Annotated in this window: 22 protein-coding genes; 20 read left to right on the top strand and 2 right to left on the bottom strand. The window is 62.8% G+C overall.

Annotation, left to right across the window (positions count from 1 at the left end):
• Positions 1-77 precede the first annotated feature (77 nt).
• The 14 genes from P9239_RS02795 to P9239_RS02730 all read left to right on the top strand — a co-directional run bounded on the left by P9239_RS02795 (position 78) and on the right by P9239_RS02730 (position 15,414).
• Entirely contained in the window at positions 78-1,385 is a 1,308-nt protein-coding gene (locus P9239_RS02795; RefSeq protein ID WP_309748980.1) for an MFS transporter, read from the top strand.
• Complete coding sequence (locus P9239_RS02790; protein WP_309748979.1) at positions 1,382-2,059, top strand: response regulator transcription factor; 678 nt, start codon at positions 1,382-1,384, stop codon at positions 2,057-2,059. Before P9239_RS02795 ends, P9239_RS02790 begins: the two co-directional genes overlap by 4 nt.
• Positions 2,040-3,416, top strand: coding sequence for a sensor histidine kinase (locus P9239_RS02785; RefSeq protein WP_309748978.1), 1,377 nt, complete (start codon positions 2,040-2,042; stop codon positions 3,414-3,416). The genes P9239_RS02790 and P9239_RS02785 overlap by 20 nt, the downstream gene beginning before the upstream one ends.
• A 501-nt stretch (positions 3,417-3,917) precedes the next feature.
• Entirely contained in the window at positions 3,918-4,472 is a 555-nt protein-coding gene (locus P9239_RS02780; RefSeq protein ID WP_309748977.1) for a hypothetical protein, read from the top strand.
• Between the two features lie 69 nt (positions 4,473-4,541).
• On the top strand, positions 4,542-5,072 hold the full coding sequence (locus P9239_RS02775; RefSeq protein WP_309748976.1) for a hypothetical protein: 531 nt from the start codon (positions 4,542-4,544) through the stop codon (positions 5,070-5,072).
• A gap of 306 nt (positions 5,073-5,378) precedes the next feature.
• A complete protein-coding gene (locus P9239_RS02770; RefSeq protein ID WP_404980162.1) occupies positions 5,379-6,113 on the top strand; it encodes a GntR family transcriptional regulator in 735 nt (244 codons plus the stop codon).
• Between the two features lie 47 nt (positions 6,114-6,160).
• The gene (locus P9239_RS02765; RefSeq protein WP_309748974.1) at positions 6,161-6,967 is read left to right on the top strand and encodes an SDR family oxidoreductase; all 807 of its coding nucleotides are present in this window, start codon (positions 6,161-6,163) and stop codon (positions 6,965-6,967) included.
• A 15-nt stretch (positions 6,968-6,982) separates the two neighbouring features.
• Positions 6,983-7,915, top strand: coding sequence for a 3-keto-5-aminohexanoate cleavage protein (locus P9239_RS02760; RefSeq protein WP_175942647.1), 933 nt, complete (start codon positions 6,983-6,985; stop codon positions 7,913-7,915).
• 13 nt (positions 7,916-7,928) lie between these two features.
• A complete protein-coding gene (locus P9239_RS02755) occupies positions 7,929-8,708 on the top strand; it encodes an N-acyl homoserine lactonase family protein (RefSeq protein WP_309748972.1) in 780 nt (259 codons plus the stop codon).
• A gap of 39 nt (positions 8,709-8,747) precedes the next feature.
• Positions 8,748-9,875 carry a sugar ABC transporter substrate-binding protein gene (locus tag P9239_RS02750; protein ID WP_309748971.1) on the top strand — a complete coding sequence of 376 codons (1,128 nt, stop codon included), beginning with the start codon at positions 8,748-8,750 and terminating at the stop codon, positions 9,873-9,875.
• A gap of 10 nt (positions 9,876-9,885) precedes the next feature.
• Complete coding sequence (locus P9239_RS02745) at positions 9,886-11,409, top strand: sugar ABC transporter ATP-binding protein (protein WP_309748970.1); 1,524 nt, start codon at positions 9,886-9,888, stop codon at positions 11,407-11,409.
• A gap of 11 nt (positions 11,410-11,420) precedes the next feature.
• The gene (locus P9239_RS02740) at positions 11,421-13,520 is read left to right on the top strand and encodes an ABC transporter permease (RefSeq protein ID WP_309748969.1); all 2,100 of its coding nucleotides are present in this window, start codon (positions 11,421-11,423) and stop codon (positions 13,518-13,520) included.
• A gap of 19 nt (positions 13,521-13,539) precedes the next feature.
• Positions 13,540-14,484 carry a 3-hydroxyacyl-CoA dehydrogenase gene (locus P9239_RS02735; protein WP_309748968.1) on the top strand — a complete coding sequence of 315 codons (945 nt, stop codon included), beginning with the start codon at positions 13,540-13,542 and terminating at the stop codon, positions 14,482-14,484.
• Between the two features lie 27 nt (positions 14,485-14,511).
• Entirely contained in the window at positions 14,512-15,414 is a 903-nt protein-coding gene (locus tag P9239_RS02730) for an SMP-30/gluconolactonase/LRE family protein (protein ID WP_309748967.1), read from the top strand.
• Positions 15,415-15,472: 58 nt separating this feature from the next.
• Here the strand turns inward: P9239_RS02730 and P9239_RS02725 are convergent, their stop codons facing one another.
• Positions 15,473-17,227 carry an ATP-binding protein gene (locus tag P9239_RS02725; protein ID WP_309748966.1) on the bottom strand — a complete coding sequence of 585 codons (1,755 nt, stop codon included), beginning with the start codon at positions 17,225-17,227 and terminating at the stop codon, positions 15,473-15,475.
• A gap of 477 nt (positions 17,228-17,704) precedes the next feature.
• Between P9239_RS02725 and P9239_RS02720 the strand changes: the two genes are divergently transcribed.
• The 5 genes from P9239_RS02720 (at position 17,705) to yjfF (ending at position 23,965) form a co-directional block, all read left to right on the top strand.
• Positions 17,705-18,703 (top strand): glycosyltransferase, encoded by a 999-nt coding sequence (locus P9239_RS02720; RefSeq protein ID WP_309748965.1) that lies wholly within the window; start codon positions 17,705-17,707, stop codon positions 18,701-18,703.
• Positions 18,704-19,295: 592 nt separating this feature from the next.
• Positions 19,296-20,264, top strand: a complete 969-nt coding sequence (locus P9239_RS02715) for an ABC transporter substrate-binding protein (RefSeq protein WP_404980161.1) — start codon at positions 19,296-19,298, stop codon at positions 20,262-20,264.
• 70 nt (positions 20,265-20,334) lie between these two features.
• Positions 20,335-21,849: a sugar ABC transporter ATP-binding protein gene (locus P9239_RS02710; protein ID WP_309748964.1), complete on the top strand. Its 1,515-nt coding sequence runs from the start codon at positions 20,335-20,337 to the stop codon at positions 21,847-21,849.
• Positions 21,846-22,883, top strand: coding sequence for an ABC transporter permease (locus P9239_RS02705; RefSeq protein WP_309748963.1), 1,038 nt, complete (start codon positions 21,846-21,848; stop codon positions 22,881-22,883). The genes P9239_RS02710 and P9239_RS02705 overlap by 4 nt, the downstream gene beginning before the upstream one ends.
• Positions 22,880-23,965 (top strand): galactofuranose ABC transporter, permease protein YjfF, encoded by a 1,086-nt coding sequence (gene yjfF / locus P9239_RS02700; RefSeq protein ID WP_309748962.1) that lies wholly within the window; start codon positions 22,880-22,882, stop codon positions 23,963-23,965. Before P9239_RS02705 ends, yjfF begins: the two co-directional genes overlap by 4 nt.
• 38 nt (positions 23,966-24,003) lie before the next feature.
• Here yjfF and P9239_RS02695 read toward each other — a convergent pair whose 3' ends face one another.
• Entirely contained in the window at positions 24,004-25,041 is a 1,038-nt protein-coding gene (locus tag P9239_RS02695; protein WP_309748961.1) for a LacI family DNA-binding transcriptional regulator, read from the bottom strand.
• A gap of 298 nt (positions 25,042-25,339) precedes the next feature.
• Here P9239_RS02695 and P9239_RS02690 point away from each other — a divergent pair, with 298 nt between their 5' ends.
• Positions 25,340-26,638 (top strand): MFS transporter, encoded by a 1,299-nt coding sequence (locus tag P9239_RS02690; RefSeq protein WP_404980187.1) that lies wholly within the window; start codon positions 25,340-25,342, stop codon positions 26,636-26,638.
• Positions 26,639-26,652: the final 14 nt, after the last annotated feature.

Genomic DNA, 26,652 nt, shown 5'->3' with positions numbered 1-26,652 from the left:
AATTGCAGCAGACATCGTCCGGCGGCGCGCAAGCATCGCCGGTGACGGAATTCGTCCTTCGGACGTGAGAGGACCTCATGACTTCCCAGACTCGCAGCCATACCGATTCGCCGTTTCGCGCGGTTTTCCGCGTGGTCAGCGGCAATTTCCTCGAGATGTACGACTTCACCGTCTACGCCTATTACGCGAGCGCCATCGCGCGCACGTTCTTTCCGGCGGAAAGCGAATTCGTGTCTCTGCTGCTCGCGCTGTCGGTATTCGGCGCGGGCTTCGTGATGCGTCCGGTGGGCGCGCTCGTGCTCGGCGCCTATGTGGACCGCCACGGACGCCGCAAGGGTCTGCTGCTCTCGCTCGCTTTGATGGCTATCGGCACCGCGTGCGTCGCACTCGTGCCGGGTTATGCGTCGATTGGACTGGCCGCGCCTGTCGTCGTGCTGTGCGGACGCCTGCTGCAAGGCTTTTCCGCCGGCGTCGAACTGGGCGGCGTGTCGGTCTATCTCGCGGAGATCGCGACGCCCGGCAAGCGCGGCTTCTTCTGCGCATGGCAATCGGGCAGCCAGCAGGTCGCGGTGATCGCGGCCGCATCGCTTGGCGTACTGCTCAATCAGATACTGCCGCCCGCCGATGTCAGCGCATGGGGCTGGCGCATCCCGTTTCTGATCGGCTGCCTGATCGTGCCGTTCCTGATCCTGATTCGCCGCACGCTGCGCGAAACCGATGAGTTCGCCGCGCGCAAGCATCATCCGCGCATGGGCGAGATCATGCTGTCCATGCTGCAGAACGCCGGTCTGATCGTCGCGGGCATGGGTCTCGTCGTGATGACGACGGCTTCGTTCTATCTGATTACCACGTACACGCCGACCTTCGGCAAGACCGTGCTGCATCTGTCGTCCATCGACTCGCTTACCGTGACCGTCTGCGTCGGCTTGTCGAACCTGATCTGGCTGCCCATTTCAGGCGCTGTTTCCGACCGCGTCGGCCGCCGCCCGATTCTGCTGCTCTTCACGGTGCTGACGGTCCTGACCTCGTATCCGGCGATGCAATGGCTCGTCGCCGCGCCGTCCTTCGAGCGTCTGCTGCTGGTCGAGTTGTGGCTTTCCGTGCTCTATGCGTGGTACAACGGTGCGATGGTCGTCGCGCTCACCGAGCTGATGCCGGCGCACGTGCGCACGACGGGTTTTTCGATGGCCTACAGCCTCGCCACGCTGGTCGGCGGCTTCACGCCGGCTATCTCGACGTCGCTGATTCATTTCACGGGCGACAAGGCCGCGCCCGGCGCATGGATGGGCGCGGCCGCGTTGTGCGGTGCGGCGGCGACGCTCGTGCTGTACCGTTCGCGCGAAGCCCGCGACGGCTATCGCTGGCAAAGCGTTCCCGAGCAATGAAACTTCTGCTGATCGAAGACAACCGCCAACTCGCGCACTGGCTCGCGAAAACGCTCACGGCCGAGGGCTTTCTGGTCGATCACGTCCTTGATGGCGAAGCGGCCGTGGCGGCGCTCGCCGGCCCGCGTTACGACGTGGTGCTGCTCGATCTGAACCTGCCCGGCATGTCGGGCAAAGCGGTGCTGCGGCGTATGCGCGCCGAAGCGAACGACACGCCCGTGCTGGTTCTGACCGCCACGGGCGATATCGGCGAGAAGGTCATCTGTCTCGGCGACGGCGCGGACGACTACGTCGTCAAGCCCTTCGACGATCGCGAGCTGGTCGCGCGCATCAAGGTGCTGGCGCGGCGCCACGCGCCGGGGCGCTCGAACCGCCTTCGCTGCGGCAGCCTGGTTTATGACATGGACCGCCGCCGGTTCTTCATCGACGACGACGTGCTCACGCTCACGCCGCGCGAACATGCCGTGCTCGAGGCGCTGATTCTGCAAACGGGCCGCACGGTGTCGAAGGCGGTGCTGGCCGAAGCCATCGACGACCGTGATGCGCCGCCGAGCGGCGACGCCATCGAAATTTATATCTCGCGGCTCAGGAAGAAGATCGAGAAGAGCACGGCCGCGATCATCACGCTGCGCGGGCTCGGTTATCTGCTCGAACATGTCGAGCCGCAGACGTAGCCTGCGCACGCGCCTCCTCGTCTGGCTCATCGTGCCGATGACCGTTTTCGGGCTGATCGCCGCCTGGGTCACGCACGTGAACGCGCGGCGCACCGCCGGTCTCCTTCAGGATGCTGCCCTGCTCGCGGCGGCACGCGTGATGGCCGCCGACGTCCGCTGGAGCGGCCACGATCTCGTCGCGTCCATCTCGCCGAGCACCATCCAGATTGTCGGCACGGAAGAAGGCGATCAGGTGTTTTATCGCGTGGAGATAGCGGGCGGCGCGGTGATCGCGGGCACGTCTGACTTTCCGCGCACGACGCTCACCGGCTCGCCGCAGTGGTACGACGCGAAGGTCGGCGACCTTCCCGTGCGTGCCGTCTCGCTCGAACGCCCGATGGTGGACAGCGGGCGGACGGTCGGGCTGATCGTATCGCTCGGGCGCACGCTCACGTCCCGTGATGCGCTCATCGCGTCGCTGTGGAAGCCGCAACTCGTGTATATCCTCGGCAGCATCGTCGCGGCGATCCTGCTCGTCTGCGCGGGCCTCGCGCTCGAACTGAGGCCGCTCGGCAAGCTCGCGCGCGGACTGATGGCGGACCCGCTGCGCAGCCGCGCGCGCATCGATTCAACCGATCTTCACACCGAGCTTCAGCCGATGGTGTCGGCTTTCAACGCATCACTCGACGTGATCGAGCGGCAGACCGCTACGCAGCGTCGGTTCATCGCGGCGGCCGCGCATCAGATGCGCACGCCGCTCACGTTGCTCGGATCGCAGCTTCAGTACGCGCGCCGGCAGAACAGTCTGGACGAAGTGCGCGAAACGCTGGCCGCGATGCATCACAGTAACCGCGCGATGGTGACGTTGATTAATCAACTCCTGATCCTCGCTCAGGCCGAGGCCGCCGACTACACCGCCTTCGCGGGCGAGGCAGTTAATTTGAGAACCGTCGTGACGCGCGCCCTGGAGGAGCTGGCGCTCATGTCAAGACGGCGAGATATCGAGCTGGCCGTTTCGTTCGACGGTAAGCTCGTCGTGACGGGCAGCGAACCGCTTTTGTCGGCTGTGATCTCGAATCTGATCGACAACGCGATACGCTATTCCCCAGGCGGCACGCGCGTCACCATCGAGGCGCAACAGAAAGAGGCCGTGGTACGCATCGTTGTCGTCGACGAAGGTCCGGGCATTCCCGCCGCTTTGCGCGACCGCGTTTTCGAGCCGTTCTTTCGCGCATCGGAAGAAGAGGGAAGCGGCCTGGGTCTCGCGATCGCCCGCGAGATTGTGCGCGCGCATGGCGGCACGATCTCACTCTCCGACGTTTCCGCAGGCCGGGGAACGAACGTGATCGTGACGTTGCCAGGCATTACCGCTGAATGATGCAGGTTCATCGGCGAGCTGTGTCGTTGTGCAGAACGTCTCGCTTTTGAGCACTGGAGTCAAGGACAATCACGGGCCGATAAGTGCCCATCGCATCATGCAGAGAAGCCAGCTTCGACCGACTTCGTTGCACCGCAGAATGCTCGAACTGATTACCCTGAGTACACTCAGTCACTCACCGCGTAAGTGAACGAACGATTCGTCTGCTGTTATCGCAGTGTTTACGTTCGGCTGCGTTGACGCTGGCAACGGTGGGAGAGGGTTTCAGCTCATCCATCGTGCGTCGGGGCGCTTCGCATCGAAAAACTAAGACCACCTGAGCGATGGACTCAATCAATCAGCTTAGACGCGACAGAGTGCTCCCAATGCTGCGTCAGCACATTCGTGCGTTCTGGCGCTTTAACTTTGCAATACGTCGAAGCCGTCCTATCCTAACTGATACGTTGCCAGGCTGTTCGCTCATTCGGCAATGCGCGCAACAGACGAGAGAGAGGTGAAAAGATGCGTGCTATGGTCGTTTCAGTGTGCTTGCTGCTGCATCTGTCGGCGGCGTTCGCGGGGGGCGGGACGCCCCAGGTGTTCGACGCTCAGGGCAAGTTCGTCGGACCGCTGGACGACTATGGCGGCCCCGGCGTTTATCTGACAGTGAACGGTGCTATCGCATTCGTTCCCATCGAGCGCGTCATCGTGTCGGGCGACGGCGGTCCGCAAACGGTCTATTCCGCTACGCAATTCAGATGGTCGGGCTTGAATGCAGTCGACTTCACGTCAACCGATTGCAGCGGCACGCCTGTCATCACGGTGACGACAGGCATCCGGCCAACGACGACCGTGCGGCTCGGCAACGACGTCACGTTATACGTCGCGCCTGCAACCAACTCCGCTCCCGTGTCCATCGGGTCCGTGCGGGCGGGGCCGACCTTCACGTGCACGGCTTCGAGCACGCCGGTGACGGAATACGGATGGTCGACGGAAAGCACGTTCTCGCTGACCGGCGCTTATCCGGAACCGCTGACCATCCGGGTTCCGGCCGGAAACGCAGGGCGGTGGCATTAGTCGAGCGCACACGCGTCTTCCCTGAACGAATGTGGCCTTGAGGTACATGCCATGCGCGGAATCTTTCTGTTGACGCTGCTGTGCGCAAGCGCGACGACGTCGTTCGCCGATGAAATGGAACACGCTCATCATCGGCACAATCTGCATGTCTTCGATGCGAACGGCCAAGAAGTAGGCGCTCTGAAATATGCACAGGGCAGCGCCGGTGTCTTCGTGACGGTGAACGGGGCGCCGGCGTTCGTGCCGATCATGCGGCGGCAAATCTCCGGCACCGGCAACAAGACCGTCTATTCGGCCACCGAATTCATGTGGGGATGGTACTTCCAGAACCAGTACTATTCGAGCGATTGCAGCGGGGCGCCGCTCGTGCCCGGCACCGCTGCGGGGCGGCCTGCATTCACGCTGAGGAAAGGGTCGGATGTCACCGTCTACGTTGCGCCGGAAACGAACTCGCAGCTGCTGACGGTCTCGTCGTATACCCTGGGCACCAACGGCCAATGCCAGCGTTATACCCCGCCGCTTACCGCGGCGGGCTGGCCGGTCGAGTCCAGCTGTGTGATAACGCAGGAACATCCCGAGCCGTTATCCATTCACTACTGAGACTCCTATGGCATTTCCGGCGCAAGCAGGGCATTAGTTAGCGCAACAGCACCTGCTTCGCCGCCAGTTCAGCAACCCGTCAGCGAATAGAAAGCACTACGAACGATGTTTGACGCGTCACATCGCGTCTTCGTCTCTTCCACCTCTGCATCAAACGCCCCCCGCAACAGCGACAACGTTCGTCGCATACGAACTCCGCGTTTTCACCTAGTTGACTCGTTTAGCGACACTGCCCAAACTGCGTTCCATTGCGGTGTGATCACACATCACAGCGGCAAACGGACGTGCTTTTCGGGAGGTCTATTCGTGGCGACTCGCGCATCACCGGATTTACCCGCACTCGAACTCGTTGCACGAGAGACCATGGCGAGCCGCGTCTACATGCAGCTGCGGGAAGCGATCATGACCGGACGCTTCGCGCCCGGGCAACTGTTGAGTCTGCGCAGTGTCGCCGAAGCGGTCGGCTCCTCGACGATGCCGGTTCGCGCCGCGCTCACGCGCTTGCAGGCGGAAGGCGCGCTGATCGACGGACCCGGCCGGGCACTCATGGTCCCGCCGATGACGCTCGAACTGCTCGAAGAGCTCCGCGACGTGCGCATTGCGCTGGAAGGCGCGGTCGCGCGACGAGCGGCATCGCGCATGACCCGCGAGCATCTTGCCTCGCTGCAGGACATATTCGACGAGATGAATGGCCATGTGGAAGCGGGCGATGTCGCCGCCTACTTGCGCAGCAACTTCAGATTTCATAGCGCGATCTATGCGCAGGGCGCGAGCGACATTACGCAAGCGACCATCCAGAACCTCTGGATGCGCATCGGTCCGTTCCTTAACCTCGTCGCGCCCGACATTCCTCACATGCGACGGTCGATGGCCGCGCACCGTCATATCGTCGAGGCGCTGTGGCGCGGCGACGGCGAAGGCGCGCGCGCCGGTATCGAGGAGGACATCGGCGACGCCGCCGCCGATCTGCAGGAGCGCTTGCAAAGCGCCACGAGCGACGAAGAAAGCGACGACGGCGGCGGCAATCTGGCGCAGGCCTGAGTCGAACAAAGATTCGTAGAACGAATGAAAACAACAGGAGACGGACAATGACGGTTCTGCAGATGCTGAAGCCGCCCGCGGGCTTGCGCGTGCTGATCACAGGAGGCGCATCGGGCATCGGGCTCGTGATCGCGCGGGCGTTCGTCGATGCGGGCGCGCGCGTCCACGTATGCGATGCCAGCCAGCAAGCCATCGACGAGCTTGCGAAGGCCGAAGCGAGCGCGGAACTGAACCCGATCACGGCGACGCTCGCGGACGTATCCGACCGCGATGCAGTCGAGCGCGTCTTCGCGGACGTCAATAGCCAGCTGGGCGGACTCGATGTGCTCGTGAACAACGCCGGCATTGCCGGTCCTACGGGCGGCGTCGACGAAATCGACGTCAAGGCGTGGGAAGACACCGTCGACGTCAACTTGAACGCGCAGTTCTACTTCGCCCGCCTTGCAGTGCCGATGCTGCGCGAGGCGAAGGGCGGCGGCACGATCATCGCGCTGTCTTCGGTGGCGGGGCGTCTCGGCTACGCCTTCCGCACGCCCTACGCCGCGACGAAATGGGCCGTGGTCGGCATGACGAAAAGCCTCGCCATCGAACTCGGTCCGGACAACATACGCGTGAACGCTATTCAGCCGGGCATCGTGAAAGGCCCGCGCATCGAACGCGTGATCGACGCGCGTGCCAAGCAGCTCAATCTCTCTTACGAAGAGATGGAGAAGCAATACCTCGCCAAGATTTCCCTGCGTCGCATGACGACGCCCGAAGAGGTCGCGGCCACCGCGCTCTTCCTGTGCTCGCCTGCGGGCAGCGGCATCTCGGGACAGGCTATCTCGGTGTGCGGCAACGTCGAAGTTCTCTAAACGCACGAGGATCCCATGGCAACGAAACGCAAGGTCATCATCACCTGCGCACCGACCGGCGCTATTCATACGCCGTCGATGTCGCCGTATCTGCCGGTCACCCCGCAGGAAATCGGCGATGCCGCGCTCGCCGCCGCGAAGGAAGGCGCCGCGATCATTCACCTTCACGCTCGCGACCCGAACGATGGCCGTCCGACGCAGGACCCTGCCGTGTTTCAGGAGTTTCTGCCGCGCATCAAAGCGGAAACCGACGCGGTCATCAATCTGACGACCGGCGGCAGCCCGCACATGACGGTGGCCGAGCGCCTGAAGCCCGCTCATCACTTTCAGCCGGAAGTCGCATCGCTGAACATGGGTTCGATGAACTTCGGGCTCTATCCCATGCTCGATCGCTTCAAGGAGCTCAAGCACGACTGGGAGCGAAAGCATCTCGAGAACAGTCGCGATCTCGTGTTCAAGAACACGTTCGCGGATATCGAATACATCCTCACGTCCTGCGGCGCGAACGGCACGCGCTTCGAGTTCGAGTGCTACGACATCTCGCACTTGTACAACCTCGCGCATTTCGTGGATCGCGGGCTGGCAAAGCCGCCGTTCTTCGTGCAGAGCGTATTCGGGCTTCTGGGCGGCATCGGTGCGCATCCGGAAGACCTCGCACACATGAAGCGGACCGCCGATCGCCTGTTCGGCAGCGATTACGTTTGGTCGATTCTCGGCGCGGGCCGCAACCAGATCGCGCTCGGGTCCATCGGCGTCGCGCAAGGGTCCAACGTGCGCGTCGGACTGGAAGACTCGCTGTGGATCGAACCCGGCAAGCTCGCCGATTCCAGCGCGGCGCAGGTGCGCAAGATCAAACAGGTGATCGAAGGGCTGTCGCTCGATATCGCGACGCCCGCTGAAGCGCGCCAGATGCTGCAACTGAAGGGCGCGGACAACACCAACTTCTGACCGGGAGCGCATCGTGAGCGCGAAGCTGAAAGTCGTCGCGATGCCGACGGGATGGCTCACCGTCGATCGCTCATCGCAAGTCTATGGCCGTTATTTCGGTCAACCGATCAAAGTGCCCGTGTGGTCCACGGCAATCGTCGGGGCGAGCAAGAAGATCGTGGTCGATACAGGCATCCACGATCCGGGCTGGGTTTCCAGCTTCGTCTGCCCGTGCAATCAGGCGCCGGAAGAAAGGCTCGAACGCGCGCTGAAGGAATACGTCGGCTGGGGCGCGGACGAGGTCGATATCGTCATCAACACGCATCTGCACTACGACCACTCCGGCGGCAATACGCTCTTCAAGAACGCGCGATTCATCGTGCAGGCGCAGGAATGGGAATACGCGGGTCGCCCGCTGCCGACGCAGGCCACTTATTACCAGGAGTTCCTCATCGGCCGCGAGCCGCTTGCGTACTTCCGCTGGCAGTTCGTGCACGGCGTCGCCGATATCGTGCCGGGTGTGCGCGTCGTGCCGACGCCGGGTCACACGCCGGGCCATCAGTCCGTCGCGGTCGATACGGAAGAAGGCGTCGTGCTGATCGCGGGAGATTGCGCGAACTGCATGGAGAACATCGTCGATCTGGTGCCGGTGGGCATCGTGCACGAGACGCTCGCCGAAATGCGGTCGCTTGCGCGCATACGCCAGATCGCCGACTTCGTGATTCCCGGACACGATCCCAACGTCGTGGCGGGAAGCGCGGGCATCGCATTGCCGGCGAGCGCGCGCTTGCCGCATGTTGTGAAAGAGGCGTAAGTCCGAAAGCAGTCAAGAAGACAACCAGCGGAGGAAGACATGAAAGCATGGACGAATACGATCCGTCATGCGGGCCGGGCGGTGCTCGGCCTCGCGATGGCGACGGCGCTTGCGATGTCGGGAAGCGCGCACGCAGCGGGCAAGTACAAGATTTTCCTGTCGATGAGCTATGTCGGCAACGACTGGCAGACAGAAGCCGCGAACATGGTCAAGGCCATGGCGAATACACCGGCGCTCAAAGACAAGGTCGATCTCGAAGTGCAGGTCGCGGGCACCGATGCGCAGAAGCAGATTCAGCAGATCAACTCGATGGTGCAGGCAGGCGCGAAGGCCATCATCATCTATCCGATCTCGCCGACTGCGCTTAATCGCGCGATCAAGAATGCCTGCTCGAAGGGCGTGGTCGTCGCGGCGTACGACGCCGAAGTGACCGAGCCGTGCGCGCATAACGTGAACATCGACCAGCATCAGGCGGGCACCGTGACCGCCGAATGGCTCGCAAAGACGATCAACGGCAAAGGCAACATCGTGCTGATCAACGGCGTGCCGGGTACATCCGTGGACCGTGCGCGCACGGAAGCCGCGAAGGCCGTATTCGCGAAGTATCCGGGCATCAAGATCGTCGCGGAAGGCACCGGCATGTGGAGCCAGGCGACCGCCAAGACCGAACTGTCGAAGATTCTAGCCACCAATAGCTGGGACAAGATCGACGGCTTGTGGATGCAGGTCGGCTGCTTCACGGCGGCGTCGATGCAACTCGACGCAGGCATCGCGGACGACAAGATCAAGCCATGCGCGGGCGAGTCGTCGAATGGTCATCGCGTGCAAATGCTGCCGCCGGGCGAGGTCAAGGGACAGGGCGCGTATCGCTCCATCGGCTACCGTTCGATCTCTTACGGCGCGCCGCCGTACTCCGGCGCGATGGCGCTCAAGATGGCCGTCGCGAAGCTCGACGGCAAGGACTTCCCGCAGCACATCACACTGAAGCTGCCGCTCGTGGAGAACGCGCAATCGAAGCTGTGCAAGACCGGCAGCATCGACGAACTGAAGGCGGGGTGCACGGCATTCAGTCCGGACAAGGTGCCGCCGGGCTGGTTCGCGGACATCTATTCCGAAGATACGAAGGAAGTCGGCTTCAACGCGGCGCTCACGGGCAACCAGGACTAAGGCGCTCATCATGAACGACGCATCTCTGGCGATCGATGTATCGAACGTGACGAAGCGTTTCGGCGCGACGGTCGCACTCGACGGTGCGTCGTTCCGCGTGAAGCGCGGCGCGGTGCACGCGCTGCTCGGCGAAAACGGCGCGGGCAAATCCACCACGGTCAAACTGTTGTCCGGCTTGATGCAGCCGGACGAAGGCAACATCCGCGTGATGGGCGCGGATGTCGCCATGCGCGGACCGAAGGACGCGCATCGGGCGGGCGTGCAGACCGCGTTTCAGGAAATGACGCTCGTGCGCGATCTCACGGTCGCGCAGAACCTGTTGATGTCGTATGAACCGACGGGGCTCTTCGGACGTATCAGGAAGCGCGAAGCGCAGCGCCAGGCGTCGGAGTGGCTCGAGAAGTTGGAGCTTGCCGACGTGCGTCCCGGCGCGTATATCCGAGACTTGTCCTTGCCGGTGCGACAGAAGATCGAGATCGCGAAGGCGATCGTGCGCGGACCGCAAGTGCTGCTGCTCGACGAGCCGACGTCCGCGCTTTCCGGGCGAGATGTCGCATGGCTGTCGCGCCGCATCGACGAAATGAAGGCGAAGGGCGTGACTTTCGTGTTCATTTCTCACCGCATGCAGGAAGTGCGCGAGTTCTGCGACAGCCTCACCGTGTACCGCAACGGTCGCGACGTCGGCGCCTTCGATGCAGCGGATATTACGGATGACGAAGTAATAAAGCTTGTCATCGGCAGATCGCTCGAAGCGAAGTATCCGCCGAAGATCGAGCCGCCTGCATTGCGCGAATCGGCACCGAAGCCGCCCGCGATCGAGGCGCGCGGGGTCCGGGTAGACGGCGTCGTCAGCGACTTCGATCTCGTCCTCAAGCCCGGAGAAGTGCATGGCATTGCCGCCTTGCAGGGGATGGGCCAGCGCGAGCTGTTCGAAGCCCTGTTCGGCGCGACCTATGTCGACGACGGGCAAATCCTCATCGACGGCAAGCCGGTCACGCTCACATCCACCGCCGATTCGCTCAAGGCAGGTGTCTCGACGAGCTTCCTGCCGGAAGACCGCAAGACCGAAGGTCTGTTCCTCCGCTTGCCTGGTGGCGACAACGTGTCGTTGCCCGTGATCGGGCGCTATGCGCGTTTCGGTCTCATCGACCGCAAGCGAGAGCAGGCTGCGATAAGCACGTCGCTCGCCCAGATGGAAGTCAACCCGCGCGCGCTCTACAAGCCGTGCCTGTCGTTTTCTGGCGGCAATCAGCAGAAGATTGCAATGGCGAAATGGCTGCTTACGCAAAGCCGCGTGTGGCTGATGTTCGATCCGACGCGCGGCATCGACGTCGGCACCAAGCATCAGATCTTCGTGCTGATGCGCGCGTTCGCGGCGGCGGGCGGTTCCGTGCTGTTCTACTCCACCGATGTTCCCGAACTCGTCAACGTGTGCGACCGCGTGTCGGTGATGTATCGCGGCCGCAATGTCGGCGAGCTGTCCGGCGACGCGCTCACGGAAGAAAACGTGATGCGCAAGATGCTTTCGACTTGAGAGGTGCTTCCATGAAGATAGCCATTGCGTCGCCCGACAGCGAGACCATTCGGCCGGGCGCGGGAACGGGATGGGGCGCGCGTCTGGATCATCATCGCGGGCTGATCATCGCAATCGGCGCGTTACTCGCCATGCTGGCCGCGTGGGTCGCGCTGTCCGCTACGCCGGTCGGACTGTACGACCTCGGGTCGGTCATTTCCAGTGCGACGACGCTCGCGCTCGCAGCCATCGGGCAGACGATCGTGGTGCTGACCGGGGGCTTCGATCTGTCGGCCTCTGCGGTCGTCTCGCTCGCCAACGTGCTTGCCGTGCGCTTCGTGCAAGGCACGCCGCTCGAACAATGGATGGGCGCGGCGCTCATCATTGCGATCGGCGGCGGCATCGGGCTCGTCAACGGCGCGCTGATCGCGTGGTTCCGCCTGCAGTCCATCGTCGTCACGCTTGCGACCATGTTCATGGTGCAGGGCGTGACGCTTCTGATTCAGAACAAGCCGGGCGGCAGCGTCGGCGATCAGTTCGGCGGATTCCTCACGTCCGACCTGATTCCCGAGAAGTTGCCGATGTCCGCAGGAGTCCTGATTGTCGCGTTGCTGATCTGGGCGTTCGTCAAGCGCACGCGCTTCGGCGTCGGGCTATACGCGCTCGGCAGCGATCCCGACGGCGCGTTCGCCAACGGTATGCCGGTGACGCGCTATCGCATGGCGACCTACGCGCTCGCCGGCATGTTCTACGCGGCAGCGGGGCTGTACGTGTCGGCGCAGACCGGTTCCGCCGATCCGCTCGTGGGCCGTCCGCTGCTGTTGTCGATGTTCACTGCCGTCGTGCTCGGCGGCACCTTGCTCGGCGGCGGGCGCGGCGGCTGCGTCGGCACGGTGTTCGCGGCCATGACGCTGATGATTACCGTGAACATCCTGTTGGTGCTGAACGTATCGGCGTTCTTCACGACGATCGCCGAGGCGGTGATCCTCATTCTCGCAGTGCTCGGTGCGTCGATCGGCAAGGAATCGGCGGCGCGTGAATCGATGCGTCATGCCGGGCAGTGGCTCAAGGCGGTGCGCACAGGCACGCGCGTCAAGAGCGACGCGCGGGCGCGGCGCGTGTCGTTCCAGGTCAACGACTTCCGCCCGATCGAGAACACGGAGCTGAAGGGCCGCGTGATCGGTGACTGGATAGAGCGCAATCGCGAATGGGTGAAGTATGTGGTGCCGGCGTATCTGCTTTTCCTCGGCGTCGTCGCCGTCACGGGTGTCGTCTACGGGCCGGGCGTGCTACTCAGCGCGAACTTCTACAGCAGCCTGCTCACGCTCACGCTGTTCCTCGCGATTCTCGGCCTCGGCCAGGGCGCGGTCATCCTGACCGGCGGTCTGGATTTATCGATGCCGTGGCTCATCACACTCTCGGGCGTGCTGCTCACGGGCCTCACGCACGGCGTCAACGGAGCGGCTGCGTGGGCCGTGCCGGTCGTGCTGGGCGTGGGCGTCCTCGTAGGTCTTTTCAACGGCATTGGCGTCGTCATGCTCGGACTGCCGCCTATCGTTGTGACGCTCGCGGCCAACGGACTGCTGCAAGGTCTGACGCTCATCTACTGCAACGGCTCGCCGCAAGGATGGTCGCCGTCGGCGGTCAGCGACTTCACCAATGGCCGGCTCGGGCCGCTGTCGCTCGCGGCTTGGAGCGTGCCCGTGTTTCTCGCGTTCGCGCTGCTGTTGTTGCATCGCACCCCGTTCGGGCGGCGCATCTATGCAGTCGGCAATTCGCAGATCGCGGCGAAGCTGTCCGGCGTGCGCGTCGGCACAGTCTTGATTGCGGTGTACTGCCTGTCTGCCGTGTGCGCGGCGCTCGTCGGGCTGCTGCTCGCGGGCTTCAGTTCGCAGGCATTCCTCGGCATGGGCGATCCGTACCTGCTGCCGTCCATTGCGGTCGTCGTGGTGGGCGGCGCGCTCATCACCGGGGGACGCGGCCACTATCTCGGCGTCTTCGGCGGGGCGCTGCTTCTGACTGCGCTGGGCACGCTGCTCGCCGGCACGACGGTTCCGCCGGCGGTGCGCGACATCATCAACGGACTGGTCGTGCTGGCTGCCGTCATCACGCTGCGCGACAAACGCGCATGACATAAGGAGAACGAAACAAATGAGCACGAGAGAGATAGCGGTGATCGGTTCGGGGCGGATCGGCCGCGCATGGGCGATCGTGTTCGCCCGCAGCGGCTTTGCCGTGAAGATTCACGATGCCTCGCGAGACATGCTCTCGGGCGCGATTCCCGCGATTCGGGAGAGCGTGGAGGATCTTGCGTCGTTTGGCCTGATCGACGAGAGCGTCGATGACATCGTCGGGCGCGTTCGCGCGTGCGAATCACTCGCGGAAACGGTCGCCAATGCGGAGTTGGTGCAGGAAAACATCGCCGAGGTCGTCGATGTGAAGCGCGCGATGTTCGCCGACCTGGACCGCCTGACGAAGCCCGACGCGCTGCTCGCCAGTTCGACTTCGGGACTGCCCGCATCGACCTTCACGGAAGGCCTGGAGGGCCGCGCGCGATGCCTCGTCGCGCATCCAGTCAATCCGCCGTCGCTCGTGCCGCTTGTCGAACTCTGCGGCACGCCCTGGACGTCGGAAGAGACGCTTCGACGCGCGCGCGCCATCTACGAGGAAGCGAGACAGAGCCCCGTTACGGTCAACCGCGAAATCTCGGGCTTCCTGCTGAACCGCATTCAGGGAGCCGTGCTGGACGAGGCGTTGAGCCTCTACGAGCAAGGCTACGCGAGCGCTGCCGATCTCGACACGGTCATGCGCGACGGTCTCGCGATGCGATGGTCATTCATGGGTCCGTTCGAAACCATCGACCTCAATGCGCCCGGCGGTGTGGCGGATTACGCGTCGCGCTACGGCGGCACGTATCGCAGCATTGCAGACACGCGCGTGCCGTTTTCATGGTCCGAAGAGGCCATTGCCCGGCTCGATGCACAACGGCGCGAGCGACTTCCGGCAGGCCAGATCGAGGCACGCAGCCGGTGGCGCGACCGCCGCCTGATGGCCTTGCTCGCGCACCGGCGCGCCGAGAAGAACAACGACGACTGACAGAACGAACCCATCAAGGAGACGACGATGCCCGAAGTACGCTTGCTGGTCGATGCGAATAATCACTTGGGCGAAGGACCGCTCTGGGATGTGCAGCAGGAGCGGCTCTACTGGATCGACAGCACGGCAGCCGAAATCTACAGTTGCCGTGCGGATGGCAGCGAGGTCACGCGTTACTTCGTGCCGCATCACATCGGCTCCATGGCGTTGCGCGAGAAGGGCGGCGCAGTGGTGGCGCTCGCCAACGGGCTGCATTTCTACGACTTCGAATCGCAGACCGTCGAATTCATCACGGATCCGGAGTCCGACGATCCTGAAACTCGTTTCAACGACGGCAAGGTGGATCGCCGCGGCCGCTTCATCGCCGGCACGATGGCCTACGACTTCGACCGTTACTTCGCGGATCGCGGTCAGCGTTCGACGCGTAGCGGCGCGCTGTACCGGCTGGATGTCGACGGCCGAGTGACGCGACTCGACAGTGGCATCACGTGTTCGAACGGCCCGTGCTGGAGTCCCGATAATCGCACGCTCTATTTCACGGACACGTACAGCAAGGAGATGTACGCATACGACTACGATATAGAAACTGGCGGGATATCGAACAAGCGGCTCTTCGCGTCGGCTCGCAACATGGCGGGGACGTTCGATGGCGCGACGGTCGACGAAGAAGGCTACATCTGGTCCGCGCTGGTGTTCGGAGGACGCATCCTGCGATTTTCACCCGATGGAAAGCTCGATCGCATCGTGCCGTTCCCGGTGCGCAACCTGACGAGCGTGATGTTCGGCGGCCCGAATCTCGACACGCTATATGTATCGACGATGGGCCGCCCGATGTGGGGCATACCTCAGAAGGAGCGTGACAAAGGGGGACTGTTTGCCGTCACGGGGCTCGGGGTGCGCGGTAATCCCGAGCCCCGCTTCGCGGGTTAAATGCGGTTTTGAGCGGCGCGTTCTTGTGAAGACAAGTCACGCCGCGCGATGCGCGCAGTCACGCGGCCGGCTCCTGCATTTCGTTCGCCTGAGCCTTCGCCACGACCGCTTGAATCGATCGCTGCAGCGACCCGATGTCGATCGGCTTGACGAAAACATCGTCGAAGCCGCTCTGTATCGCCCGCTCGTTCACCTCCGGCCCGCTGTATCCGCTCAGTGCGATGAGGTGCGGACGCTTGTCACCGAGCGTGTCTCTCGCGCGCCGCGCGACTTCGAAGCCGTCGATGCCGGGCAAGCCGATATCGACGATGGCCACCATGGGCGTTCGCGCTACCATCGATTCCACGCCGCTCGTGCCGTCGGACGCGGTCGCGACCGCGTAACCGAACGATTCGAGCATCGCCGCCGTCGCAGCTCGCACGTCGTCGTTGTCCTCGACGAGCAAGACCGAGACGTCCCGATCGCCTAAATAGAAAGGCTGCTCCGACACGGGCGCGGGCTGCTCGTCCGTCGCGATCGAGAGAGGCAGATCGACCGTGAACTGGCTGCCCTTGCCTTCGCCTTCGGACTTGGCGACGAGCGTGCCGCCGTGCAACTCGACCAATCGGCGCGCGAGGTTCAGACCAATGCCCAGTCCACCCTCGGCGCGGTCGAGCGTGGTGTTCACTTGCGCGAACAACTCGAAGATCGATTCGATGTAGCGCGCCGGAATCCCGCGTCCGTTGTCCTCGACGGTGAGAACGGCTCTGCGTTCTTCATTTGCCGCGCTCGCGGACAGACGCATGCGGATGATCCCGCCACGGTCTGTGAACTTGACGGCGTTGGAAAGCAGATTCGCCACCACCTGCTGCAAGCGCGTGGCATCGCCATTCATCGTGTAATCGCCGGGCGCCAGATCGATGACAAGAGAATGTTCCTTCGCCTCGAACTCTTTGCGCACCGAGTAGGCGGCCGTTTCAATGACCATGCGCAAATCGATGATTTCACGATGCAGCCGGATGGCGCCACGCGAGACGCGCGACGCATCGAGCAGATCATCGACAAGGCGCGTCAGCGTCCCAATCTGGCGATTGATCAGCGAGCCCATTTCCTGCGGCACGCCTTGCGCGGCATCGCTCATGTCGATGAGCTGAAACGCCGATGCCAGTCCCGCCAGTGGATTGCGGAGCTCGTGTCCGAGCATCGCCAGAAACTCGTCTTTGCGGATGCTTTCATCCTTGAGGCGGGCAGCCAGCGCGAGTGCTTCCTCGCTCAACCTGCGCAATTCCTGGTTGGAGTTCGATAGTTGGCGGCTCCGACGAATCAGCTCGGATTCGCTATCGACATGCCTTGTGTCGAAAGAGTGATGCGTATCGTCCGTCGCCTTCGTGCGTTTGTGGACTTCAGCCACGAAGTCGGTAACGTTCTCGACACGGTGAATGATGAACGCCACCGACCCATCCGGCTTTCGCAGCGGGATGTTAATAGGACTCCAGTATCGAACGATGAACGCGCCCGTATCGCTCGACCGGTCGGGAACGTCGTAGCGCTGCAGCGCCATCGCGTCCGTGCGGCGCAGCCGGACCACGCGTTTCAGCGACTCGCCGAGTACCGTCGTCGCCTTCGTCTTCTGGTCCGCAGGATTGTCGGGAAACGCATCGAATACAGGGCGGCCGATCAGATCCTCGCGGTCGCTGATCGTCTCGCGCAGGAAGGCATCGTTTGCATCGAGAATCGTGTAGGCCTCGTCGACAGCCAGCAGGAGGCACGGGCTCGGCAGCAGTCTGAAGACGATCCGGTACGCGTCGGCTGGCAAATCGCGATCGGTGTTCATGCGTTTGGCGTCCTCCGGGCGCAGTGAATGCTTGGCGCCTGGCGCCAGCGGCAGTCTGTTAGCAGTCAGCGTGCCTCCTCTTGCAGACGCCTATTTTTTTTGGCGCTGCGACCGACGCCGACCGCGGTTAATGGGGCCGGGACGATCATCCTTCGCGGATGTTGCACCGCCGACAATATCTTCGCCGCGTATGCAATTGAGCGCGCTATTCCGCCTGCACGAATGGCGTTTATCGACGCAACATCCCGTTGCATTGCAGCATCTCGAACTGTCCGCTTGCAAATCTCGCGGACCGCCCGTCTAAAAAGCGAAGTACTGCTGATTTTAAGCTTTGCGCTCGCATCGACCGTTGACTACTCTAGAGGGCGTTCGGCAAATACAGCCTTAGAAGCCTGTTCGAAGCGCTTTGGTCCGATGGATTCGTGCCTGAGGTCGAAGCGCGCCTGCCGCTTTCGAGCCACGTCGGGAGAGCCAAGCATGTCAGTGTCGGTCATAGTCCCCGCGTACAACGCACAAGACTTCATATGCGTCGCACCTGCATCGCTGCAGAGCCAGACGCTCGCGCCGCTCGAAATCATCGTTGTCAATGACGCGTCCACTGACGAAACGGCGAAGGTAGTCGGGTCGGCGGCGACAGAAGACAGCCGCATCAGGCTCATCAATCTAGAGTCGAACCTGGGTCCGGGTGGCGCTCGCAATGCGGGAATCGAGGCAGCCCACGGTGACTGGATTGCTTTGCTCGACGCCGATGACCGGTTCGCACCTGAACGGCTGGAACGCCTCGTGAAACTAGGAGACGAGACGAATGCAGACATCGTTACGGATAACTTACTGATCTACGACGCTGTGGCGCGAAAGATCGTTCGCCAAGGGTTTCGTCGAAAAGGTGACGAACCGCACTTCAACGTCACGCTCGATTCCTTCCTGTACAACGCGGCGGGTGAATCGACCGAATGCGACTTCGGGCTTCTCATGCCTATCTTTCGTCGCAAGACGCTGCTCGAACGAAGACTTCATTATCCGGTGAGCTTGCGTCACGGCGAAGACTTTCACTTGATGCTCGACGCGCTTCTGTCCGGCTGCGTCTGGGTCTGCACGAAAGATGCCTATTATCTATACACGGAACGAATGGGCTCGATCAGCAAGGCGGCATCCGGCATGAGCCGCACCAAGGTCAATTATCGGGCGATGAGGGCGGCCACGGATCAACTCTTATCCCGGCCACAGATCAGCAGCAACCCCCGTCTGCGGGCACTCGTCGCTCGCCGCTCGAACGGCCTCAAATGGCTGGATGCAAAGCGTGATCTGATCGTGAAGTTCAAGTCCGAGGGACCGGCGAGTGTGCTCAAGGTCTGCGCGAAAGATCCGTGGGTTGCGTGGAATGTCGGCCGCTTTCTGTTTCGCCGCGTTTCGCGAAAGCTGAACGCACTCGGTCATGCAGCACTTGAATCGAGGAGTTCGCAACCGTTGCGTTAGGATGATTCGGGGGCGCAATGTTCCGGGGAGTAGGCATAGTACTTTCGCTCACCGTTCACATTGCGGCAAGCGCCTACGCAACGGCAAGCACGATACGCATTGAATCTGGCGTCTATGCTGAAAACTGCGGCGAACCAGTCGATGCGACTCATGACCTGTCTGTACGTTGCAACGGCACGGACACTTGCGAGTACTCAGTCAGCTTGCCGCCGACTCTACGAAATGCAAGCTCATGCGAAGCCGATTTCGTTGTCAGATGGTCTTGCGAACCTGGCGCGTTACATCAGGCTTCGGTGAGCACAGTCGGAACGAGCAGTGGCGTGCTGGTGCTGACGTGCATTGCGTCTACCGGGGCGGGTAAATGATTGAGTCGGTATTTACCCGCGCACAGTGAGCGCTTAACTAGATTTAAGTCGCCGCAACGTGCACTGTGGACCGTGTTTTCCCTGATATCAGACTTGGTATCCTCGACGCCGAATAAGTGATTGGACCCGCATGCTTCTCCAGACTAATCTTGCGCAGGACTCGACCCCGAGTTCAGGACCCCGGACTCAGAGCCGCGGCAAAAAGATAATTCATCTGGAGACGAAAAATGAAGCAGACCCGACGCACGGTGCTGGGCGCAATGCTCGGTTCGGTCCTGTTATTTGCCGCAGGCGTGAACGCACACGCCGAAGATAAACAGATCACGCTGGGGTTCGCGCAGGTCGGCGCAGAAAGCGCATGGCGCACGGCCAATACCGTCTCTGTGAAATCGGCCGCGAAAGACGCGGGTATCAACCTCAAATTCTCAGACGCCCAACAAAAGCAAGAGAACCAGATCAAGGCGATTCGCTCGTATATCGCCCAGAAAGTGGATGTCATCGCGTTTTCGCCGGTCGTCGAATCCGGATGGGAGCCCATTCTCGTCGAAGCGAAGAACGCCAAGATTCCCGTCATCCTCACGGACCGCAATATCGATGTCAAAGACAAGTCACTCTATGTGACGATGATCGGCTCCGACTTCCTCGAAGAAGGACGTCGCGGCGGCAAGTGGCTTGAAGATCACTACAAGAACGAGAAGGGGCCCATCAATATCGTCGAATTGCAGGGCACGGTTGGGTCGGCGCCGGCCAACGACCGGCGTGCGGGCTTGCTCGAAGTCATCAAGAACGACCCAAAGTTCAAGGTGATCGCCTCGCAAAGCGGCGACTTCACGCTCGCGGGCGGCAAGCAGGTCATGGAAGCCTTCGTGAAGACTTACGGCAAGCAGATCAATGTCGTCTACGCGCATAACGACGACATGGCGCTCGGCGCGATCCAGGCGATGGAAGAGGCCGGCATGAAGCCCGGCAAGGACGTGACGGTGGTCTCCTTCGATGCCACCAAAGGCGGTTTCGAGGCCATGATCGCCGGCAAGATCAACGTGGACGTGGAATGCAGTCCGCTGCTCGGGCCGCAGTTGATGACCGCGGTGAAGGATATCGTCGCGGGCAAGCAACTGCCCAAGCGCATCGTCACGGAAGAAACCATCTTCCCGATGAGCGTCGCCGCGCAGACCCTGCCGCAACGCAAATACTGACGCGTGCACGTCCATCGCGCGGGCGTTCGCCCACGCGATGGACGATCCCTCCCTCTCTCCGGCGCGCTCCATGACCGACGCTCCTGTTCTCGAAACGATCGGCCTGTCGAAGTCTTTTCCCGGCGTCCGCGCACTGCATGACGTCCATTTCCGCTTATTTCCCGGTGAAATTCACACGCTGATGGGACAGAACGGCGCCGGCAAATCGACGCTGATTAACGTGCTGACGGGCGTACATGCGCACGACGCGGGCGAGATTCGGCTCGCGGGCCGTCCCGTGAATTTTTCCGCGCCACTGGAGGCGGAAGCGGCTGGCATCCAGACGCTGTACCAGGAAGTGAATCTGTGCCCCAATCTGTCGGTGGCGGAGAACATGTTCGCAGGGCGTCAGCCGAAGCGGCGCGGCGCCATCGACTGGAAAACGATTCACGCGCGCGCGCAGTCCGCGCTCGCGGAACTCGATGTCTCGGTGGACGTCACGAAGTCGCTCGACACGTATCCCATCGCCGTGCAGCAGATGGTGGCGATCGCGCGGGCGCTTTCGGTCGATGCGCGCGTTCTTATTCTCGACGAACCCACGTCCAGCCTCGACGACGGTGAAGTCACGCGCCTTTTCGGCGTGCTGCGCAAGCTGCGCGATGCCGGTCTCGCAATCCTTTTCGTCACGCACTTTCTCGAACAGACCTATGCGGTGTCCGACCGCATCACGGTCATGCGTAACGGCGAGCGCGAAGGCGAATATCTCGCGAAAGACTTGCCCGTCGAACTGCTGGTCTCGAAGATGGTCGGTCACGAGCGCATGACCGAGCGGCTGGAACGCGCGGCCGCGCAAACGCCCGCCGGGCAGAGCAATGCGTCGCCCTTTCTCGAGATGCGCGGCGTGGGGCGGCGTGGCGTGATGAATCCCGTCGATATCGACGTGCAGCCCGGACAGATCCTCGGGCTCGCCGGTCTGCTCGGCTCGGGCCGCACCGAAACGGCGCGGTTGCTCTTCGGCGCCGAACGTTCCGATGCGGGCGCCACGCGTATCGGCGGCAAGACGGTGAAACTGCATTCGCCGCGCGATGCCGTGCGTCACGGCATGGGTTACTGTCCCGAAGACCGCAAGAAGGAAGGCATCGTCGCGGACCTGTCGATACGCGAGAACATCATTCTTGCGGTGCAGGCGCGGCGCGGCCTGTGGCGCTGCATCGGCAAGGCGAAGCAGCGCGAGATCGCCAACCGGTACATCGAGCAGTTCGGCATCAAGGCGCGCGACGCGGAGCAGCCCATCGGCCTGCTGTCGGGCGGCAATCAGCAGAAGGTGCTGCTCGCGCGCTGGCTCGCCACCGAACCGAAGATGCTGATTCTCGACGAGCCGACGCGCGGCATCGATGTGGCCGCGAAGTTCGAGATCATGGATCGCGTGCTGGCGCTGTGCGCGAAGGGCCTGTCGATTCTCTTCATCTCGTCGGAAGTCAGCGAAGTGGTGCGCGTGAGCCATCGGATCGCGGTGCTGCGCGATCGCCGAAAGGTCGCCGAAGTCGCAGGACATTCCGCGTCGGAAGACGACGTATATCGGCTCATTGCGGGAGGATCGCAATGAACTGGCTCAAGGCAGCGTCTCAACATCCGCTCGTGTGGCCGTGCCTGACGCTCGTCGCGCTCTGCGTGCTCGATCTCACGCATAACGCCAACTTCCTCGCCATCACAATGCTGGACGGTCATCTGTTCGGCGCGCCCATCGACATTCTGAACCGGGCGGCGCCGCTCGTGCTCGTGTCGCTCGGCATGACGCTCGTGATCGCGACGCGCGGCATCGACATTTCGGTGGGCGCCATTGTCGCCATCGCGGGCGCGACCGCCGCCACGATCCTTGCCGACGATCCGTCGCGGGTGACGCTCGCCATCGCGGCGGCGCTCGCCGTCGGCGTGCTCGGCGGCATGTGGAACGGCTTGCTCGTGGCGTTCATCGGCATGCAGCCGATCATCGCGACACTCATTCTGATGGTCGCGGGACGCGGTGTCGCGCAGTTGCTGACGGGCGGCCAGATCATTCCCATCGGCGCGAAGGGTTATCTCGTCGTCGGTGGCGGCTATCTGGCGAGCGTGCCGTGTTCCGTGTGGGTCGCATGCGGCGCGCTCGTGCTGACAGCGCTGCTCGTCAACCGCACGGCGCTCGGCCTGTTCATCCGGGCGATAGGCGTCAATCCGGTCGCGACGAGGCTCGCCGGCTTGCGCTCCAGCATGATCGTGTTCGGCGTGTACGCGTTCTCAGGGCTCACGGCGGCCATGGCGGGCGTGCTCGCCAGTTCGAACGTGCGCAGCGCCGACGGCAACAACGCAGGCCTGCTGCTCGAACTGGATGCGATCCTCGCGGTCACGCTCGGCGGGACATCGTTGCTGGGCGGGCGCTTCAGCCTCGCCGGCACCGTGCTCGGCGCGCTCATCATTCAGACGCTCACGTACACGACCTATTCCATCGGCGTGCCACCGGAAGCGACGCTCGTCGTGAAGGCGGCGGTCGTGCTGGTCGTGAGCGTCATTCAATCGGCGGCCGCGCGCACGGTGCTTTTGCGACAACTCAAGCGCGTCTTTCCGGCCGCACCGAAACAGCCGCTCGCGGAGTCATCGAAATGAGAAACGTGCTCGACCGCGTGACGGACCCGCGCGTACTGCCTATCGTCATCACTATCGTGTTGTTCGCCGCGCTCTTCGGCTTCGGCTCCGTGATGTACACCGGCTTCTTCTCGTTGCAAGTGTTGCTCGGCCTCCTGATCGACAACGCGTTCCTGCTGATCGTCGCCATCGGCATGACGTTCGTGATCGTGTCGGGCGGCATCGATCTGTCGGTCGGATCGGTCGTCGCGCTGACGACCATTCTCTGCGCCGTGTTCGCCGAGAAGCTGCACTGGCCGGTGTGGGTGATCGTGCCGCTCGTGCTCGCGGCGGGCGCGCTCTACGGAGCGGCAATGGGCGCGCTTATTCACTTCTTCCGGCTACAGCCGTTCATCGTGACGTTGGCCGGCATGTTCCTCGCCCGCGGCGCGTGCTTTCTGATCACGACGCAATCCATCACGATCAACGATCCGACTTTCCACGCGCTGTCCGGCTTTCATGTCGATGTCGGCGGGGCGTCGGTCACGACGGGCGCACTCGTCGCAGTCGTCACGCTGCTCGTGGCGATCTTCGTCGCGCACTTCACGCGCTTCGGCCGCAACGTGTACGCGGTCGGCGGCAACGAACGCTCTGCCTTGCTGATGGGCTTGCCGGTCGCGCGGACGAAGGTCGGCGTGTACGCGTTCAGCGGGTTCTGTTCGGCGCTCGGCGGCGTGGTCTTCACGCTGTACGTGCTGTCGGGATACGGGCTGCAAGGGCAGGGCATGGAACTGGACGCCATCGCCGCGACGGTGATCGGCGGCACGCTGCTCACGGGCGGCGTGGGCTATGTGATCGGCTCGGTGTTCGGCGTCGGCATTCTCGGCACGATTCAGACGCTGATCACCTTCGACGGTACACTCAGTTCGTGGTGGACGCGCATTGTCATCGGCGCCTTGCTATGCGCGTTTTGTTTGCTGCAACGCGTGATCGAGCGGCACGCGGCCCGTCGCAAGTCGAACGGCACGACGCTGGGCGAAGGACTGAAGTCGAAGAAATCGCGCGAGCCGTTGCCGCCCGATGCAAGCGGCGAAGCCAAGCCGCTCGGCATGGTGCCGCGATAAGTCATACGCGTGCGATGCGCTGCCCGCCGCATCGTAATTCACGCACTCTCACGGTCGATGATCGTGAACCCGGTGTCCACTCTGAGTGCCGGCTCGGCGGGCTGCTTCGCATCGAGCCGGTTCACGAGCGCCTCGGCGGCAAGTCTGCCGATCGATGCGCCGTCGATCCGCACCGTCGACAGCGAAGGATGCACGTGCGCCGCCGTGCTCAGATCGCCGAAGCCCATGACGGCCACGTCGCGAGGAATGTCGATGCCGCGCTTCGCCGCCTCCGCGAGGATTCCCTGTGCGAGCGTATCCGTGCTGCACACGATGACATCGGGCAAGCCTCTGTCGAGCAGGCGGACGAGACCTTCGCGGCCGGTCTGCAACGTGGCGGGCGCGGGCAGGATCACCATCGGGACTTCGCCTGCGCCGTGGCGCTTCAATTCGTCGATCAGGCTCGTGCTTCGCCGCACGCCGCGTGGATCGTCGGCCGACAACACCGCGAAGCGCCGATAGCCCTTCGACAGCAAATGGCGCGCGACCGCCATGCCGACCGCCTCGTGCGAAAAGCCGATCAGCATGTCGATGGGGTCGTCGGTGAGATCCCATATCTCGATGATCGGAACCTTCGTCCTGCGTAGTCGCTCGCGCGTGAGCGGCGAATGCTCAGTGCCCGTCAGCACGATGGCGTCGGGACGTCGGCCGAGCAATGTGCCGACGAGTTGTTCTTCGCGCTCGGGCAAGTAGTCGGTCAGGCCGAGCAAGGTCTGATATCCGGCCGGCGCGAGCGTGGTCATCAGGCTCTGCACCATGTCCGTGAAGATGGACGTCGCGATGGTCGGCAGCAGCAACGCGATCAGATGGCTTTTGTTCGTTGCGAGCGCGCCCGCCAGCAGATTGGGCACGTAGCCCGTGGCGCGCACGGCGTCCATCACGCGCTGGCGCGTTTCCTCGCGCACGAGCTCCGGGCGTTTGAGCGTGCGCGATACGGTCATCGCGGTGACGCCTGCAAGACGCGCGACATCTTCCAGCGTCACGCTGTCATTTGCCTGAGATGGCCGGCTGCCTGCCTGCGCAAAGGTTTCTTCCATTCCCGCTCCCTGAACTACGCTCGATTGTATCGATACATTCCGAAGTGCCCAACGCGGATTAAGTAAGACGTCGTATCACTATGCAACGGGAAAACCCGGATACACGCCATGTTTGCGCTAACATATGCTTCTTTCCCATGAGACATCGCACAACTTGTGGGAGACGATGATGGAGAAAGGCGTACAACGCGCAGCCAACCCGATCGCCGCAGAGCGGCTCGTCGATACGTCGGCGACTGCGGACGGTCGCGCTGCAAGCTACGCGGGTCGCAGCAGGGCGCGCTTTCTGATCGTCTTCATGCTGTTCCTCGTCACCACCATCAACTACGCGGACCGCGCGACCATTTCCATTACCGGTTCGTCCATTCAGAAGGCGCTTCACATTTCGCCGGTCGAGATGGGCTATATCTTTTCGTCGTTCGCCTGGGCGTATGTCATCGCGCAGATTCCGAGCGGCTGGCTGCTCGACCGCTTCGGGTCCAAGCGCGTCTACGCGTTCAGCATCTTCTTCTGGTCCTTGCTCACGGCGGTGCAGGGTCTCGTTGCAGCGCTGCCGGTGGGCGTTGCATTCGCGACGCTCTTTCTCATGCGCTTTCTGGTCGGCGCGGCAGAAGCGCCCGCGTTTCCGGGCAACGCGCGCCTGACGGCGACGTGGTTTCCGACCGCCGAGCGAGGCACGGCATCCGCGATTTTCAATTCGGCTCAGTACTTCGCCACGGTGCTCTTCTCGCCGATCATGGGCTGGATCACGCACACCTACGGCTGGCCGCATGTGTTCTACGCGATGGGCGCGCTCGGCATTCTCGTCGCGGCTCTTTGGCTGAAGACCGTCTATGCGCCGCGTCAGCATCCGCTCGCCAACGAAGCGGAACTGCGCTATATCGCCGACAACGGCGCGATGGTCGATCTCGAAGACCGGCAGGTTGCCAAGGAACGGCGCGCTCTGCAGACGCATACGAAGAACGCCGGCACCCACGGTCGTCATGCGCTCGCGCAGTTGCTGAAAAGCCGCATGATGCTCGGCGTTTTCATCGCGCAGTACTGCATCACGACGCTCACGTATTTCTTCCTCACCTGGTTTCCGATCTACCTCGTGCAGGAACGGCATATGTCGATTCTGAAGGCGGGCGTCGTGGCATCGATTCCGGCCATCGCCGGCTTTCTCGGCGGCCTGCTCGGCGGCGTGGTGTCGGACCGTCTGATGAAGCACGGCTTTTCGACGAGCACGGCGCGCAAGGTACCGATCGTCGTCGGCTTGCTGCTCTCCACGTGCATGATCGCGTGCAATTACGTCGATAATCAGTGGCTCGTGATCGGCATCATGGCGGCGGCGTTTTTCGGCAAGGGCATCGGCGCGCTCGGCTGGGCGGTCGTGTCCGATACCGCGCCAAAACAGGCAAGCGGCCTGTGCGCGGCGCTCTTCAACACGTTCGGCAACACGGCGGGCATCACGACGCCCATCGTCATCGGCTATCTCGTGCAAGGAACGGGCTCGTTCGCGGCGGCGCTCGTCTTCGTCAGCGCAAACGCGTTGATTGCGATCGTCTGTTACGTGTTCGTCGTCGGCAAAATCGAACGATTCGAACTGGCCGAATGATTCGCGGCGAACGT

Source organism: Caballeronia sp. LZ062, from assembly GCF_031450785.1.
Taxonomy (GTDB): Bacteria; Pseudomonadota; Gammaproteobacteria; order Burkholderiales; family Burkholderiaceae; genus Caballeronia.
The sequence above is the reverse complement of the archived record's forward strand: the minus strand, read 5'-3'. Positions and strand labels throughout refer to the sequence as shown.

What these genes read in the sequence shown, in the direction of transcription:
- P9239_RS02795 (WP_309748980.1), top strand. Translation starts at nt 78, where the DNA reads ATGACTTCCCAGACTCGCAGCCATACCGATTCGCCGTTTCGCGCGGTT.
- P9239_RS02790 (WP_309748979.1), top strand. Translation starts at nt 1,382, where the DNA reads ATGAAACTTCTGCTGATCGAAGACAACCGCCAACTCGCGCACTGGCTC.
- P9239_RS02785 (WP_309748978.1), top strand. Translation starts at nt 2,040, where the DNA reads ATGTCGAGCCGCAGACGTAGCCTGCGCACGCGCCTCCTCGTCTGGCTC.
- P9239_RS02780 (WP_309748977.1), top strand. Translation starts at nt 3,918, where the DNA reads ATGCGTGCTATGGTCGTTTCAGTGTGCTTGCTGCTGCATCTGTCGGCG.
- P9239_RS02765 (WP_309748974.1), top strand. Translation starts at nt 6,161, where the DNA reads ATGACGGTTCTGCAGATGCTGAAGCCGCCCGCGGGCTTGCGCGTGCTG.
- P9239_RS02760 (WP_175942647.1), top strand. Translation starts at nt 6,983, where the DNA reads ATGGCAACGAAACGCAAGGTCATCATCACCTGCGCACCGACCGGCGCT.
- P9239_RS02750 (WP_309748971.1), top strand. Translation starts at nt 8,748, where the DNA reads ATGAAAGCATGGACGAATACGATCCGTCATGCGGGCCGGGCGGTGCTC.
- P9239_RS02745 (WP_309748970.1), top strand. Translation starts at nt 9,886, where the DNA reads ATGAACGACGCATCTCTGGCGATCGATGTATCGAACGTGACGAAGCGT.
- P9239_RS02740 (WP_309748969.1), top strand. Translation starts at nt 11,421, where the DNA reads ATGAAGATAGCCATTGCGTCGCCCGACAGCGAGACCATTCGGCCGGGC.
- P9239_RS02735 (WP_309748968.1), top strand. Translation starts at nt 13,540, where the DNA reads ATGAGCACGAGAGAGATAGCGGTGATCGGTTCGGGGCGGATCGGCCGC.
- P9239_RS02730 (WP_309748967.1), top strand. Translation starts at nt 14,512, where the DNA reads ATGCCCGAAGTACGCTTGCTGGTCGATGCGAATAATCACTTGGGCGAA.
- P9239_RS02725 (WP_309748966.1), bottom strand. Translation starts at nt 17,227, where the DNA reads ATGAACACCGATCGCGATTTGCCAGCCGACGCGTACCGGATCGTCTTC.
- P9239_RS02720 (WP_309748965.1), top strand. Translation starts at nt 17,705, where the DNA reads ATGTCAGTGTCGGTCATAGTCCCCGCGTACAACGCACAAGACTTCATA.
- P9239_RS02715 (WP_404980161.1), top strand. Translation starts at nt 19,296, where the DNA reads ATGAAGCAGACCCGACGCACGGTGCTGGGCGCAATGCTCGGTTCGGTC.
- P9239_RS02710 (WP_309748964.1), top strand. Translation starts at nt 20,335, where the DNA reads ATGACCGACGCTCCTGTTCTCGAAACGATCGGCCTGTCGAAGTCTTTT.
- P9239_RS02705 (WP_309748963.1), top strand. Translation starts at nt 21,846, where the DNA reads ATGAACTGGCTCAAGGCAGCGTCTCAACATCCGCTCGTGTGGCCGTGC.
- yjfF (WP_309748962.1), top strand. Translation starts at nt 22,880, where the DNA reads ATGAGAAACGTGCTCGACCGCGTGACGGACCCGCGCGTACTGCCTATC.
- P9239_RS02695 (WP_309748961.1), bottom strand. Translation starts at nt 25,041, where the DNA reads ATGGAAGAAACCTTTGCGCAGGCAGGCAGCCGGCCATCTCAGGCAAAT.
- P9239_RS02690 (WP_404980187.1), top strand. Translation starts at nt 25,340, where the DNA reads ATGCTGTTCCTCGTCACCACCATCAACTACGCGGACCGCGCGACCATT.